The organism is Pseudidiomarina marina, assembly GCF_044807045.1.
In the GTDB taxonomy this organism is placed as follows: domain Bacteria; phylum Pseudomonadota; class Gammaproteobacteria; order Enterobacterales; family Alteromonadaceae; genus Pseudidiomarina; species Pseudidiomarina marina.
This window is the reverse complement of the sequence record NZ_CP085233.1, coordinates 670,782-685,823: the sequence shown is the minus strand read 5'-3', so window position 1 is coordinate 685,823 and position 15,042 is coordinate 670,782. Positions and strand designations below refer to the sequence as shown.

The 15,042-nt window shown below is 46.4% G+C and carries 12 protein-coding genes; 5 read left to right on the top strand and 7 right to left on the bottom strand.

Features of this window, described 5'->3' with window-relative positions:
- Positions 1–41: 41 nt before the first annotated feature.
- The 3 genes from katG to LG272_RS03280 form a co-directional block, all read right to left on the bottom strand.
- Positions 42–2,258, bottom strand: coding sequence for a catalase/peroxidase HPI (gene katG, locus LG272_RS03290; protein ID WP_404409676.1), 2,217 nt, complete (start codon positions 2,256–2,258; stop codon positions 42–44).
- A gap of 136 nt (positions 2,259–2,394) precedes the next feature.
- Entirely contained in the window at positions 2,395–2,811 is a 417-nt protein-coding gene (locus LG272_RS03285) for a cytochrome c family protein (RefSeq protein ID WP_156267588.1), read from the bottom strand.
- 9 nt (positions 2,812–2,820) lie between these two features.
- On the bottom strand, positions 2,821–3,591 hold the full coding sequence (locus LG272_RS03280; protein WP_404409673.1) for a nuclease-related domain-containing protein: 771 nt from the start codon (positions 3,589–3,591) through the stop codon (positions 2,821–2,823).
- 176 nt (positions 3,592–3,767) lie between these two features.
- Between LG272_RS03280 and upp the strand changes: the two genes are divergently transcribed.
- The 4 genes from upp (at position 3,768) to LG272_RS03260 (ending at position 7,701) form a co-directional block, all read left to right on the top strand.
- Positions 3,768–4,397, top strand: a complete 630-nt coding sequence (gene upp / locus LG272_RS03275; RefSeq protein ID WP_404409671.1) for a uracil phosphoribosyltransferase — start codon at positions 3,768–3,770, stop codon at positions 4,395–4,397.
- A gap of 73 nt (positions 4,398–4,470) precedes the next feature.
- Positions 4,471–6,093, top strand: a complete 1,623-nt coding sequence (locus LG272_RS03270) for a PPC domain-containing protein (RefSeq protein ID WP_404409669.1) — start codon at positions 4,471–4,473, stop codon at positions 6,091–6,093.
- On the top strand, positions 6,086–6,760 hold the full coding sequence (locus LG272_RS03265) for a hypothetical protein (RefSeq protein WP_404409667.1): 675 nt from the start codon (positions 6,086–6,088) through the stop codon (positions 6,758–6,760). Before LG272_RS03270 ends, LG272_RS03265 begins: the two co-directional genes overlap by 8 nt.
- Positions 6,757–7,701, top strand: a complete 945-nt coding sequence (locus tag LG272_RS03260; RefSeq protein WP_404409665.1) for a hypothetical protein — start codon at positions 6,757–6,759, stop codon at positions 7,699–7,701. Before LG272_RS03265 ends, LG272_RS03260 begins: the two co-directional genes overlap by 4 nt.
- A 9-nt stretch (positions 7,702–7,710) precedes the next feature.
- On the opposite strand, the gene LG272_RS03255 is transcribed toward LG272_RS03260, so the two are convergent.
- Positions 7,711–8,754, bottom strand: coding sequence for a GGDEF domain-containing protein (locus tag LG272_RS03255; protein WP_404409663.1), 1,044 nt, complete (start codon positions 8,752–8,754; stop codon positions 7,711–7,713).
- Positions 8,755–8,890: 136 nt separating this feature from the next.
- On the opposite strand from LG272_RS03255, the gene LG272_RS03250 reads away from it, so the two are divergent.
- On the top strand, positions 8,891–9,691 hold the full coding sequence (locus LG272_RS03250; protein WP_404409661.1) for a GNAT family N-acetyltransferase: 801 nt from the start codon (positions 8,891–8,893) through the stop codon (positions 9,689–9,691).
- On the opposite strand, the gene LG272_RS03245 is transcribed toward LG272_RS03250, so the two are convergent.
- The 3 genes from LG272_RS03245 to LG272_RS03235 all read right to left on the bottom strand — a co-directional run bounded on the left by LG272_RS03245 (position 9,681) and on the right by LG272_RS03235 (position 14,898).
- Positions 9,681–10,877 (bottom strand): ectonucleotide pyrophosphatase/phosphodiesterase, encoded by a 1,197-nt coding sequence (locus LG272_RS03245; protein ID WP_404409659.1) that lies wholly within the window; start codon positions 10,875–10,877, stop codon positions 9,681–9,683. The genes LG272_RS03250 and LG272_RS03245 overlap by 11 nt on opposite strands.
- A 98-nt stretch (positions 10,878–10,975) precedes the next feature.
- Positions 10,976–13,393, bottom strand: coding sequence for a YbcC family protein (locus LG272_RS03240; RefSeq protein WP_404409657.1), 2,418 nt, complete (start codon positions 13,391–13,393; stop codon positions 10,976–10,978).
- A complete protein-coding gene (locus tag LG272_RS03235) occupies positions 13,390–14,898 on the bottom strand; it encodes an NADH-quinone oxidoreductase subunit L (RefSeq protein ID WP_404409655.1) in 1,509 nt (502 codons plus the stop codon). The genes LG272_RS03240 and LG272_RS03235 overlap by 4 nt, the downstream gene beginning before the upstream one ends.
- Positions 14,899–15,042: the final 144 nt, after the last annotated feature.

Below are 15,042 nucleotides of genomic sequence, written 5' to 3'. Positions count from 1 at the left end.
AAAAAGGGAGCCGAAGCTCCCTTTATACTTACTTTTCTTGATTACTCAAGGTCAAAGCGATCGAGGCGCATTACTTTTACCCACGCATCAACAAAGTCATTCACAAATTTCTCATCTGTGTCGCTCTGCGCATAGAATTCAGCAATTGCGCGAAGCTCTGAGTTTGATCCGAAGATTAAATCAACCGGCGTAGCGGTGTACTTCAGTTCGCCTGAGCTACGGTCACGACCTTCGTAAACACCTTCTTGGTCTTTCGCAGGTGCCCATTCGGTGCTCATATCCAACAAATTCACGAAGAAATCGTTGGTTAATTGTCCTGGACGGTTCGTGAATACACCGTGCTTCGCACCACCATAGTTAGCATTAAGTGCACGCATACCACCAACTAATGCTGTCATTTCAGGCACAGTCAGTGTCAGCAAGTCCGCACGCTCAACCAAAGCTTCGGCAGGCGACATCAATGCATCTTTGGTGTAGTAGTTACGGAAGCCATCAGCTTTCGGTTCTAGCACATCAAATGAATCGTCAGTCCACTCTTGTGTTGTGTCATTACGACCTGGTGCAAATGGCACACTGATATCGTAACCAGCGTCTTTCGCTGCTTTTTCAACAGCCGCTGAACCACCTAATACAATCACATCAGCTAGTGATACGCGCTTACCTTTTGGCAACGAACGGTTGAAGTCTTTCTGAACTTTTTCCAAAGTTGCCAAAGTTTTCTTCAGCTCTTTCGGGTTGTTAACCGCCCAGTCTTTCTGAGGAGCCAAGGCAATACGTGCACCGTTCGCACCACCGCGCATGTCGGTACCACGGAAACTCGCTGCAGATGCCCAAGCCGTACGCACTAACTCAGCCACTGACAAACCTGAGTCTAAAATTTTCTTCTTCAGATTCGCCACGTCGCGGTCGTTAATTAACTCATAGTCAACTTCCGGGATCGGATCTTGCCAAATCAACGGCTCTTTTGGCGATGAATCAACCACATAACGTGCGCGTGGTCCCATGTCACGGTGAGTCAACTTGAACCACGCTTTTGCGAATGCCAATTCGAACTCTTCAGGGTTCTCTTGGAAGCGTTTCGCAATCTTGCGATATTCAGGGTCAAACTTCAGCGACAAGTCCGTGGTGAACATAATTGGCGCATGACGTTTGTCAGGAATGTGCGCATCCGGAACCAAGTTTGACGCTTGACCGTCTTTTGGAATCCACTGAATAGCACCGGCTGGGCTGCGCGTTTGTTCCCATTCAAAACCGAACAAGTTATCAAGATATTGAGTGGTCCAAGCAATTGGGTTCACCGTCCATGCACCCTCTAAACCTGAGGTGATGGTGTCTTCAGAGTGACCTTTACCACATTTGTTCTTCCAGCCTAAACCCTGTTCTTCAATTGGGGCGCCAGCTGGAGCTTCGCCAAGACATTCGTCAGGCTTGTGAGCACCGTGCGCTTTACCGAAGGTATGACCGCCGGCAATCAATGCGACAGTTTCTTCGTCGTTCATGGCCATGCGACCGAACGTATCACGAATGTCCTTCGCGGCCAGCAATGGATCAGGGTTACCGTTCGGACCTTCTGGGTTCACGTAAATCAAACCCATTTGAACCGCTGCTAACGGACGTTCAAGTTCACGGTCGCCACTGTAACGCTCGTCGGCTAACCATTTTTTCTCAGGACCCCAATACACTTCATCTGGTTCCCAATCATCTTCACGACCAGCAGCAAAGCCATAGGTTTTAAAACCCATCGACTCAAGGGCAACGTTACCGGTGAGCACCATTAAGTCGGCCCAAGATAAATTGTTGCCGTACTTTTGCTTAATTGGCCATAACAAACGGCGCGCTTTATCCAAGCTCACGTTATCCGGCCAACTGTTGAGTGGTTCAAAGCGTTGTTGACCACCGCCTGCACCACCACGACCATCGTGAATACGGTAGGTACCAGCACCGTGCCACGCCATACGAATAAAGAATGGACCATAGTGACCGTAGTCAGCTGGCCACCAATCTTGCGAATCGGTCATTAAGGCTTCGATGTCTTTTTTCACCGCATCGAAATCGACTTTTTGAACCGCTTCGGCGTAATCAAAATCAGCCATTGGATTTGAGCTGACGTCGTGATCACGAAGCGGGCTTAAATCGAGTTTATCTGGCCACCAGAACATTTGAGATTTGCTATCAGGAGCAGCCATTGCACCTGATGAAAATGCCATAGTTACAGCAACCGCTGCAGCCGATAGCATCGGGATGGATTTCTTGAACATGAGATGATTCCTCCAAAAAGGACTGTTTCTGAGTCAGTTTGACTATAGTAGAAATAGTCGATTCTGCGAGGGAACTCCAAACAGGAAAATTCGATTAGATCAATCGAAAGTGCTGTTTTGCCAGTAAAAACGTGGTTCAACCACCATATTTGAGGTAAGCCATGAGCGCGTCACGGTCTTCTTGTTTTGGTAAGCCAGTGAACGGCATGCACATGTCTTTGACCATTTTTTGTGGATTTTCTAACCACTCGTAAAGCGTCGACTCTGTCCAAACAATATCATGTTGCTTCGTGGTTTCAGGAAACGTGTAACCTTCAATTGTCGCAATTTCACGATTGAATATATTGGCTAAATGAGGGCCGAAGAATTGGCTCTTGTTCGGATCCATGCTGTGGCATGCAGAACATTTGTATTTGAAAACTTTGGCACCTTTTGCAATGACGGCAGGGTCGTTTGGAATGGTTGAAGTTTGTGTTGACGATTGAGCTTGCGGCCCAATTGATTCGCAACCCAACAACAGAATCAACGGCAATATCCCAATCAACCTTTTCACAAAATACCTCTATTTCGTACGAATATAACGACTCAGATGATACGCGCTCATATGAACTTCGTCATCTCGGAGTTGCTGCCGACCATTGGCCAAATAATTCGGGATGACTTGAGGGTTCAATACGGCTATTTCGGCGGAGCGACCTAAATCCGTTGTTTTCACATACCACCCAGGAAAAACCACGATACCTTTTACCGGCAACCGCTTACCGGTGCTTTCAAAAAGTAATTTATGTAGCCATGCGCTTGCAGCTTTAACTTGGGTAATAGCGTCTGATTGCAATGGCTTACCACCACGCAATATTTGTTTGCCATTGTAAAATAATACCGACTTGGAATTGCTCGATTTCGACATAGTTTTCGTTTCAATCACGAACACACCAGAGCGGTGAATCACGACATGATCGAGGTTAAAGTTTTCACCTTCAATATCGTGAAATACTTGCGCACCATCCAAACGAAGCCGTTCAAGAAATTGACCTACCGCTTTTTCGCCGTCGCGGCCGAGTTTGATATTTTTTGTTTCTTTAAAGGCTTTTGCAAGACGAACGCCAAAGAAAATCGCTGCAACACCACAAATAACAGAAATTGTGACTGCGTCAGGCTTTGCATCACTAAGTGCATATATCCACGAAAAGGTAACTGCCAGAAAAAGGATAATTAAAACCATAAAATTGAAAATTACGCCGTCTAAAGCGACATCGATTAGACGCCGATCAAGTGATTCACCAGGATTTCTCAGGGGCTTGTCTTTGAGTGGTGAAATTTTCTGACTTTTCATGGCTACTCCTTAGCGCATCTTCCCCTATTTAATAGCGTGAACAAAATTAAATGTCCATTAATCTACAAAAATGGCGGGCTGTATCAATTTGTTAGGTCGCCAATTTGATGGAAATTTCCTAAACTACGTCACAGTTACTTTACGAAACAACAGATCGACTTAAAAGAGACTCCCACATGCCACTACACGTGATTAAACACCCGCTGATTCAGCACAAACTTGGTTTAATGCGCGAAGCAGATATTTCAACCAAGAGCTTTCGCGAACTTGCCAATGAACTTGGTAGTTTACTGACTTATGAGGCGACCAAAGATTTTGAGCTGGAACCGCATATCATTAACGGTTGGAGCGGCGAAGCGATTGAAGTTGAAAAACTCAAAGGCAAGAAAGTGACAGTGGTACCTATCTTGCGCGCGGGAATTGGCATGTTAGATGGTGTACTCGATTTAATTCCTAGCGCGAAAGTGAGTGTGGTTGGGTTATATCGTAATGAAGAGACGTTGAAGCCTGTACCCTATTTCCAAAAGCTAGTGAAAGACATCGATCAACGAACAGCTTTGGTTATAGACCCCATGCTAGCAACCGGCGGCACGATGGTGGCGACACTCGATATGCTGAAACAACACGGCTGCAAAGATGCACGTGTTTTAGTGCTCGTTGCCGCGCCAGAAGGTGTGGATAAAGTGCTCGAAGCTTACCCAGATATCCACATTTATACCGCTTCGCTCGATTCTCGTTTAAATGAGCATGGCTACATTGTTCCAGGTTTAGGTGACGCCGGAGATAAGATATTCGGCACACGATAAATTGTTTACCTTTTGTTGACGTTTGTTGAATAAAAATACTATAAAAGAACAAACGTCACACAAAAGTTAAGCTATGAAAACAATAAAAATACTCGGCTCACTAAGCCTAATCAGCCTCTCAACTCTATTCTCGCCCTTAAGTTATAGTTCCGATGTTTTGGTCTCGGCAGATTTTAATGTCGGCCAAGGCTTTAATTATTTAGTGAATGGCACCTGCTTTGTCATAACCCCCAACCATGTGATGGGCGACGCCAAAACTGCCAATATCATGCTGCCAACGCGGCAATACTTCACTGCTGATCTTGCCCATGTATTTGATGTCGACATGGCCGTTCTTGAGTCAAATATTCCTGAGGCGCAATGTAATCGAAACACGTTCTTGCAGGTGAGTGATTTAAAGAAGCTGTTGGATGTATATCAAACTGGTGTTCTGAAAACACGTTTGGCTGATGGTAGTGTGTTGCAGTCGAAAATCGTGATAAATACGGTTGATGAAACAGAGTACTTAGCAATAAAGCCTGAGCGTGCCGACGAACCATTTAAGCAAGGTTATAGCGGTAGTATTTTGTTCGTGGCTGAACAGGCTGCTGGCGTGTTACTTGAAGTGGATGACCAAGGTGGTGTGGTTTATCGAGCGGATGCACTCACAAATATGCTAGATGATCACTTCGGCGTCGACGATAAACCTGCGGCGGCTACAACAACTGAATCTCCAACTGATACAACCGACGACTCAGCGGTTACAACCAACTCACACTTAACTGGTCGCTTGGCGGCAAATCAGGTTAAAGATCACGAAGTGAAAATGCTGGAAAATAGTCCGGTAGAGTTTGTTTTGAAGCGTACTGATGGCAATGAAATGAAGTTTTCTATTCAGATTATGGATAGACGTGAAAATATGCTATTGGATTATGACTTTTATAGTTCAAGAAACTATAACTTTGCTTATACACCATCAAGTACTGATTCTTTGATCGTCAGAATAATAGGATTAAGTTCATTTGGAGAGTTTGATCTTAAGTTGAATGATTTCGCATTTGATTCAGAGCTTCGCGGTACTGGTAATAATTTTGAGATACCGGCAGAAATTAGTGCTCCAGCTGCTCCCAATTCTGTTGCTGAATATAGATTCACAGGAGAATCCAACAGCCCAATTGAACTTACGTTAAATAAAACAAGTGGTGACGAATTTAGGTACTCAGTTCGTATTGTTAATAGCGACGGCGAAATATTGCAGGATTATGACTTTTACTCGAGTCGTAATTATAGTTACTCATTCACTCCCCCTAAAAACGATCGATACACAGTTCGAATTGTAGGCCTTTCACATTACGGTGTAGCCGATATTACTGTCAGTCAATGGACGACTGATGCAGAACTTCGTGGTGCCCAAAACGTTGTTGTAGCAGGCGAAGTTATGAACGGCAAAATAGCGCGAGGAGCGGTAGCCGAGTATCGAATGATGATGACCGCAAATGCGCCAATTGACTTTAAATACGAAAAAACATCGCCTGATAACAGATATCGATTAGAAATTTTCGATGAATTAGGTGAGCGAAAATATTCACGTGAATTTTATTCCTCACGAGAATACCGCACTGTATTTACACCGTTATCATCCGATGTTCACATCATACGCATCACGGGTTTAAGCGACTATGGTACGTATAACATTAAGTTATTTGACTATGATTAAACGTCTATTTGCGGTTGCTGTGCTGGGCGCGTATGCGGGTTTAACGCAAGCGAATCAGGTGAGTGAATTTACCGAGTCATACAGTGAAACGGTGAAAGTGTCTGGGCAATTTTTAAAAGGTCTACAGTTCACGGATGTGGACTATGCCGTTGCGCCTCACCTTTATTTTCCAAGTGCTTATCAAGGCCGCGTTTGTATTTTTGTTAGCAGCGCCGATGGCCGCTATAAATCTCAATATCAATATACCTTTACAGAACCTGCAGAAGGGTTAGTCAGCATTGAATTCCCAACTAAATACATCGATGAGTTAGAAGAATTCGCACCGGGTGAGTTGGGTTTGCTTGCAACGGCGCAACCAGATTGCTCGTCCCTAAATGGTAATTATTTAGTGGGTTCTTGGGGTACACCAAAATCGATGACCAATATCGCCGTATTTCTTCGTAGCAATGCGCGTCGGGATGTAGCGACAGTTTTTGGCAATAACCATGGAGCAAGTGATACGTCACCTGTTACCGTGAAGTGCCAAGATCTGCGTAGTAATTATCGCGTATCTTATGACAAAGAATGCGTATTACAGGATGTTGATGCCAGTCAAATGACACGTGTGATCATCAAACGTAGAAATTTGCGCGCCATGCCAGATGAAGTCGTCGAGTTATTTCAATGAAATCATTCAACTTCAAAACCATATTTCGCAAAACCGCCAAATTTTTATTCGGTATTTTTCTAACGAACGAAGATTTACCCTATTCTGCAACCGAGTTTCGTGATCGCATAGCGACAAGCCCATTGCGGTGGTTATTACATATTTTGGTAGGGCTATTTTGGTTACTCTTAGCATATATTGTCTTTATTTCGCTTCGATTTATCACTACACCCGATACTCTTTATAACGTCACCGCGCGGTCGGAAATTATCGCCATTGATTCATTCCAAAACAGTGCTTTTGTGCCGTGGCAACTTGATGGCGTTACCCGTTACTCAGAGTGTGGTAGCGAAACATCCCTTGTATCTGGGCAACTTCAAGTTGCTCAAGATACCTCCGTTTATATTGAACGCATTGGAACTGATTCGGTGTGGATAACGTTAAGCTCCGCGACACTTGCACCGGTTGGGTTTATTCAAACCCCAAACGAGCGAATTGAATTAAGCGACTGTGAAGCATTTGAATTGCAGGCTTCTGCGAACAACAGTTATACGTTACCAATAGATGGTGTGATGACGATTGGTGGAGAGGTGAAGGAAGCATCAGCGCGTGAGCCTATATTGCATCAAGGTTCTGTCGCAATTTCGGACAAAGGCGCTTGGTCTGGGCAATATTATCAAACGGAGCCGTATGCGCTTGAACTAGGCGATAAGTTCTTTATTCAGAATCCATCGATTCAGAGCTCTGGATTTATTTATGTTGATGATTCACCTGGCATGCAGATTACTTTTAATGGCAAAGGTGATGCAGGTGTCATTCAACGCTACAAATCTGAAGATATTATTCTAAAGAACAGTATTTGGACCAAGTTAGCGCATGATGAGAGTTTATTATTTCTTTGGCTATTTCTCGTTGCGGCCTTTTCACTCTTGAAGTTTGTCATTCGAGTGAATATTGAATAAACGGTAGCCTTAGGGTGTACCAAGCACTTGGTTGCGCCCTGCATGTTTTGCGCGATATAAGTTTTGGTCGGCACTAAGCAACAGCTGATCGATCGTGTCTTCGCCGTCATTCATATACGTTGCAGAACCGATACTCACGGTAATATGGATATCATTTTCGATCGCCTCAGCACGCACATTTTCGATAATTCTCTGGCCTAATTGAATTGCCTGTTGTTGGTTAGTATTCGGGCAAATAATCAAGAACTCTTCGCCACCCCAACGGCCTACAGAATCTGTTTCACGAATCGTTTCTCGCAGAACATCACAGAGTTTGATAAGAACTTTATCCCCAACAAAATGGCCATATTTATCATTCACTGCCTTAAAATGATCCACGTCGAGAAGTAAGACGGAAACCGGTTGATTAAAACGATTTGCCTGAGCAATCACTGCGTTAAGTGTGTTATCTAAATGCAGTCGATTAAATACTTTGGTCAATGGATCAGTGATCGCCGTTTTCTGTAATTGATCATAGGCCTCTTGACGTGAGTTTTCATAAAAACGAAATAGAAATACTTGTGCGGTGGCCACTTCAATAAAGTTAAATAAAGCACCGAGGCCCAAGTTAGCGGTGACTTGTTGATTAATGAGCTGATACAGATACCAACTGCAATATCCCAATATGATGGCACTCACCCAAGAGCCATCCTGACGCCCCAATAAAAAGAATGCAAACGGCGGTAAAATTGTGACCCACATCAACGAGTAGTTACGTCCTTCAGCTAGGTGCACAAACGCCAACAATATGGTCGCAATGGAAATGATGACAGCCCAGCTCGCAATTCTGAAATTCCCGCCCTGGCTAACATACCGAAGAATTAATAACGCAAGAATAAGACCAAGATAGTCGAAAAATGCAATTTCGGGAGCATGAAACAACGTAACGTTAAGCGTACCGATAATGGCAAAATAAGCCGACATGATCAGTAATACGCTATAAATTAGCGAAACTTGTTTGAAGCGCGGATCTGCTGCATCAATATCGGGATGGTATTTGCGCCAAAATTTCATAACGTCACTTCGTTGTATCACTTTGAAGTATCCTAACGGTGTTTTTAAGGAAATGGAATTAACTTTGTGAACGACTAGCCGAAAGTCTTAATCCATGATTTGATAGTGACTATACGAAGCAAATATTGAGTGCAAAATGAACGAAACAACGCAAGTTAAACTGCTCAGAGGCGCCATTATTTTGGGCCTTGCTTTATTGGTTTGCGGGCACATTATACTTGGCGTGACATTTGCCAGCGACGATATCGGCCACCAAGGATTTATCTTAGGAGCTGCGTTAAGCGCATTCGGTGTTGTGCTCTCATTACCAACTAAAATTTATTTAACGCTATTGCTGATGGAACACGAAGAGAAAACCAACCCCAATTTTACGCGTTCTGCTGACGGTCAGGCTCGTCGCGGCACTTCTGTTGCACATATTAGAACAGCAACCGAAGAAGATGCGGCACGCCTTTCAGAAATTGCTCGGCGGACTTTCGTCGATACCTTTGCGGCTGACAATACCGAAGAAAACATGCGCTTGCATTGTGACGCAACTTACAGCGAAGCGTTGCAACTGGCGGAAATTCAAGACCCCAATCGATTAACACTACTGGCGACGCATGAGTGGAATATTGTCGGATTCGTGCAACTTCGCTGGGGCAATACACCAGAATGCGTTCAAGCTAAATCAGCTGGCGAGCTACAGCGCTTATATGTAGATAAAGACTGGCATGGTAAGGGCATTGCACAAGATTTAATGCAGGCAGCTATTGATGCCATGCTACACAAAAGTAACGACGTGATGTGGCTAGGCGTTTGGGAGCATAACCCGCGCGCCATCGCATTCTATAAAAAGTCAGGATTTATTGAGGTTGGTTCACATGTATTCCCGCTGGGGAATGACCCACAGCGGGATATTATTATGATGAAACCGTTAGCCGCTGCTACCGAATAATTGGCGTTAACACCTCGGCATCACCGTCAATTTCGGTCATCAATTCCAGTTCTAGCAACTTGGCCATAAACGGATAAATATGGATGTTGCTGAAACGCTTAATTTGAGTACCCTGCTGAATAGCTGGTCCAGCTGCTACGAATAAGCCATCCATGTCGCGACTTGAATGGAAACCGTGGGTGCCGCCATCTTTGCGTTGTTCTTCCGGACGCGTCGTAAAGGTTGCTGGTGCCGTTGTTCCCAAAACTATCGCTGGCTTGCGCGGCCCGTCAGTTACACCGAGTTGGGCCAATTGCTGCTCAGATTCGATGACAAAGTTACCTCGTTTTTGCTTCAAGCGCTGTTCAAGTTGCTGAATCTGATCCGCAGATACGTCTTCTTTCGGATAAATCATCAAACGTGTTGATGCGTTGACGATTTCAAACAGTTCTTCGTCGATATTGAGCTCTTTCACATCAATCATGTCTTTCGCGGTAATTTGTGACATGCCGTGATCAGACACTAAAATGAGATTGACCGGCACCTCGGTTTCGTCATGAATACGTTGCCATAACTCGCCAATAAGCTCATCCACATGCTTTACAGCTTTTGCCACTTGATGTGACTCTGGGCCAAAACGGTGCCCCATGGTATCGACAATCGAAAAATAACCGGTGACCAAACGTGGGCGCGCGGCTTCGGGTAACTTCAACCATTCAACCATTTGATCGATGCGCTGGCGATTCGGTGCCGGTGTACTGTAGTTGAAATAGTAGCTTGGTGTACGCCCATTGATGCGCGCTTCCGACTCAGGCCAGAAGAAGGTTGCGGCTTTCACGCCCTGAAATTCGGCAAGGTTCCAAATCGGCAACGTGGTCAGCCAGGTACTGTCTTTCACGCCATCGCCCATTTTGTAGCGCTGCTTACGCTCGGTATCGTAGAAGTTGTTATCCACAATGCCGTGATTCGATGGGTATTGGCCGGTCACAATTGAAATATGATTCGGGAAAGTCTTTGACGGATAAACCGGAATCAAGCCCTCACTGCGAACACCCTGCTCGGCAATTTTGGCAATGTTTGGTGCGCCATGCAGCTCAATATAATCGTGGCGAAAACCATCAATTGAAATCAATACCACCGTCTGCTCTTCCGTTGCCTGCGCTTGCAGGCAAGCCAACGCCAGTAACAATCCAACTACATATTTCATCTATCTTTCTCGATTAGTTAATAATGCCGCAAAGTTTACCACAGCTTTATGACAATGGTGTGTAGGAGGAGGGGTGCAGTCCTTGGACTGCACCCCACTTAATGCTTATAACGGCGGGGCGGAGAGCCGGGCTCGGGCAGTTGAAACACGTAGAGCCAGTCGTTGCCGATGAGTTGCTGGAGTATTTCATGCTCGGCAACAATCGCAGCGATGCGCTCCATTGGCGCATCAATGTAAACGTTCAGGCGTAGCGGTTCGTGGCGGTATTGCTGGCCGTCGTGAATGGATTGCCAGGCGAGGCCGATACGCAAATCGCCACCGTTACCTTCAAACACACCCAAGCGACCGCCCACCACGTTATGCAGGGTTTTATTGCCGCTACCAAAGCGCTGATTATCAACCGTCGAACCAAAATACTGCAGGTTAATCCAGTTGGTGACAATCATTGGTGCGGTCATAATCTGCGTGAGTACGGCACCGTCGGCATCTTGCTCAGGGTGGTAGTCGTGCAGGAAGCTACGCCCCTCTAGGCAAAGCCCTCGCGTGCGTTCGCGCGGCGCAATTACAAATGCCGCGTTGTTGGTTAAACCCCATTCTGGGCGCGTTTGCGACCAGTCATAGGCGCGGCGAACAAATGCAGCACGGCGTTTTTCAATGCTCGCCTCAGTAAGTTCCAAACCTAAAGTTGGTGCTCGCTCTAAGCGTGCCGCATCACTGGCGCGCGCCAACTGCAACTCGACCTGTGCTAACTGCGATTGCCAACTGGCTGGAACCGCCTCGGCCTCATACAGCGTGACATCTTCTGTCGTGGTATTGTGCAAAGCAGCCATGAAATAAGTGGTTTTCGGAATGACAATGCCACGCTCAGCCAAACCGCGACGAATTTCTTTGTGATTCAGCAGCTGCGCTAATGCGCGGGCGTTCACTTCGCCGGTTTGGCCACAACACGCACCACAATCCAAACCTGCCCGCTGTGGATTATTCTGGCTCGTACTGCCATGCCCCACTAACAATACCAGCGGCGCAAAGTTCGAGGTTAGCCCCATTCCAGTCAACACACCCGCGGCGAGATCCACGCGCGACGGCAGCACTTCAGCATCCACACCCAAAGTTGGTCGTAATGAGCAGCAGTCGTCTTCCGAGAGTCCAAGCTTATCAACGCCGTTATTATCTGCTTTAAAGAAGCTTGCCTTCAGTAACTTACCCAAATACCCCATGCCCAGCGTTTCAACCAAACTAAACGATGAAGCCGGCACATTACTAAATGGCCACAAGCTAGCTTTTTCTTGGAGTTTCACCCGACGAATTGTCGCTAACTCAACGTCTTTTGAAGCATCACCGCTGCTGTCAGTTACATTCAAGCTCGGCGCCAATAAGCCCGGCAACTGCGCGCGAGTGCTCTGTGTACCCAGCGGCGTGTAATCAATTGGAAGCCCAAAAAATCCAGCGAAACCACCGGTGCGAATTCCATCAGACTGAGCTTCAAAATGGCGGCGGAAAACTTCGGAGCGCACATCAATACAGAAGAATGCTTGCACCTCAGGAGCCCCAGAAGCCGCCGAAGGTTTCTGCATTAACACTTGCGCCAACTGCTCTTGATAAGCGAGTTCATGCGCACGTTGCCATACTAAAAGTTTGCTACGTGACAGCGAATCATAGTTGCCAATTTTGTCCCATAGAGCGCGCCAACGCACCCAAACGCTATCGTCTTCGCGACCACCACTGTCAACCAACCATTCCCAACTTGCGCGAATAGCCAATAGCTCCATCAGTGTGGTATCTGTTTCGCCACGTAAGTTCGCTTGCCACGCACGATACGAGCAAGCAGCCGCCCACCCGCTCACACGCATGAGAACCGTTTCCAGCCACAAATCCCATTGCTCAGGTGGAATATCCAAAGATCGCAACACCTGCGTCAATTGTTCAATCGGGTCGCTATGCATGGCATCGGCACGCGCAATCAAATCATCGCTATGCATTAATACTCGTACGCTGCGATCATGACGAACCTCATTCAACCAACTCGCATACAGCGGCGCATCTTTGTGCGGATGCCAAGCGGCCTGATATTCATCAAAATAGGCAGCACAAAATTGCGACACTTGGAACGTCACTGTTTCATGCCAACCTGGCTCATGATTTAAATCCCGCGTTTTGTCGTAGCAGTCACTCAGAAGCGGAAGAGCAAGCGGTTTATAATTTTTCCCACCGACAAAACTGACTAAATGCGTCATGGAATGCTCAGAGCTCAGCTCATCCATCGCCTGCTGCAAATGTGATTCTTGTATCACCCCATCTTGCCAGAGCTGCGCGTAATAATCGTTGCGCATTGAAAGCGGCGACGCCGCAGTAAGCTCTAGTAGTTTTGCGGCTTTCGTGAACGACTGATGGGCACGTCCCCAATATGGGTTCACTGCAATCATCTGATCTAAAGGCCATGCCGGCGCAATGTGGGCACATGCAGATACAACAGCCGCTTCTACTTGCGCTCTTAAAGTGTCTTGCGCCTGACTCATGAAATAATCTCCTTCGAAGCATCTGTTTGAGCCGGCGGCAATGGCCAGATCTTAAAGGTTACCAAGGTAAACCGTTCATCGAGGTAAAAACCGTTGTAGGCCCACGGATATAAACTCCGCGACCATTTGTGTTGTGGGTATAGCTGCACCAATAGCTGTAAACCGAACAGCGCCACAAACACCAATGCCACCCAAACAACTAAAGCAATGTGTGTCTCGCCCTGACTTGGTACCGCGGCAGCAAATAGTAGATGCCAAATAAAATACAGCTGAGTTAGTAACAATACACGTAGCAAACCCAGCCTAAAAAGCTTCGCCGTCATGTCGCGTTGCGGCCACAATAAGGGGGCAAAACCAATGGTAAGAATAATCAGCGCCACCCAACTTACATGGAACTGCGGCAGCAGCCACTGCCAAACGACGAATGACACACCAATTACTGCTGCACTAATTAACGGGCTCAACACATACAATTTCTTACGCGTCACACTGTAAGCTGGCGCTAATAGACGTTGCAGCCGTGCCTGTTCTACCGCCTCTCCAGCGCTTAAGAACGCATAAGCTTTATAGAGTGAATGCGCAACAAGGTGTAACAACGCCAGCTCATATAAACCCAGCCCTATCTCCATGAGCATAAAGCCCATCTGCGCACAGGTTGACCATGCCAATCGCACCTTAATACTGATTCGGGTGAGCATCACCAGTGCGGCCAGCGCCGCCGATAAACTACCCACCACCACCAACAAGGCTTGAGCAATGTCACTTTGCGCCAGCATTGGTGCCATGCGTAACAGCACAAAACCAGACAGGTTGACGACACCGGCGTGAAGTAATGCCGAGATTGGTGTGGGCGCCTCCATCACTTGAATGAGCCAGCCGTGCAACGGCAACTGAGCGGTCTTTAAAATTGCGGCTAGCGCCACCAACACAATGGTCAGCTCTAGCCATATCGAAAGCTCTGAAAACTCCGCAACATGCGCGTTAATAGCCGCAAGATTCAACGAGCCAACGTCAATATAGGTCAACGTAACCGCCAGTAATAACAACACATCGGCAAGGCGGCTAATGATGAATTTTTTGTGTGAAACAATTTGTGCAGCGCGGCGCTGATGATAAAACAGCAGTAGTTTATGTAGACCCACACTGGTCAATGACCACCCTAGCAACATCAGAAGTAAGTGGTCACTAACAACAATTAAGCCCACATTGGTTAACGTGAACAACGTAAACTGAATGAACATGATTTGATTTGGTTCGCCTTGCAAATAATGCTTCGCAAAACGGGTCACCACCCAGCCCAATACGGCCACTAAGGCAATTACCACCAGCCCAACTCGGTCGGCAGGCGCAGCACTGAAGGCAGAGAACAGAACCAACATAACAGCACACAACAACGCACTGAGTGACGTTAACTTTGCGACTTGCCACAACATACGTGGCGGCGCGACTAAGCTAGCGAGCCAGCCAATCAACCAAACCGCGGCAAAGGGCCATGTTTCAAGCATGTGATTCATCCATATAACGTATCTAGTGTTATGTTAGTGTGCATGTTGCCAAAAAGCATACCTTCAGTAAAATAGATATAAAATATACAACCGTTCTGTTTTTACGAACATTTTACCGAGCAAACGCCACTGAGGTGCTCCGAC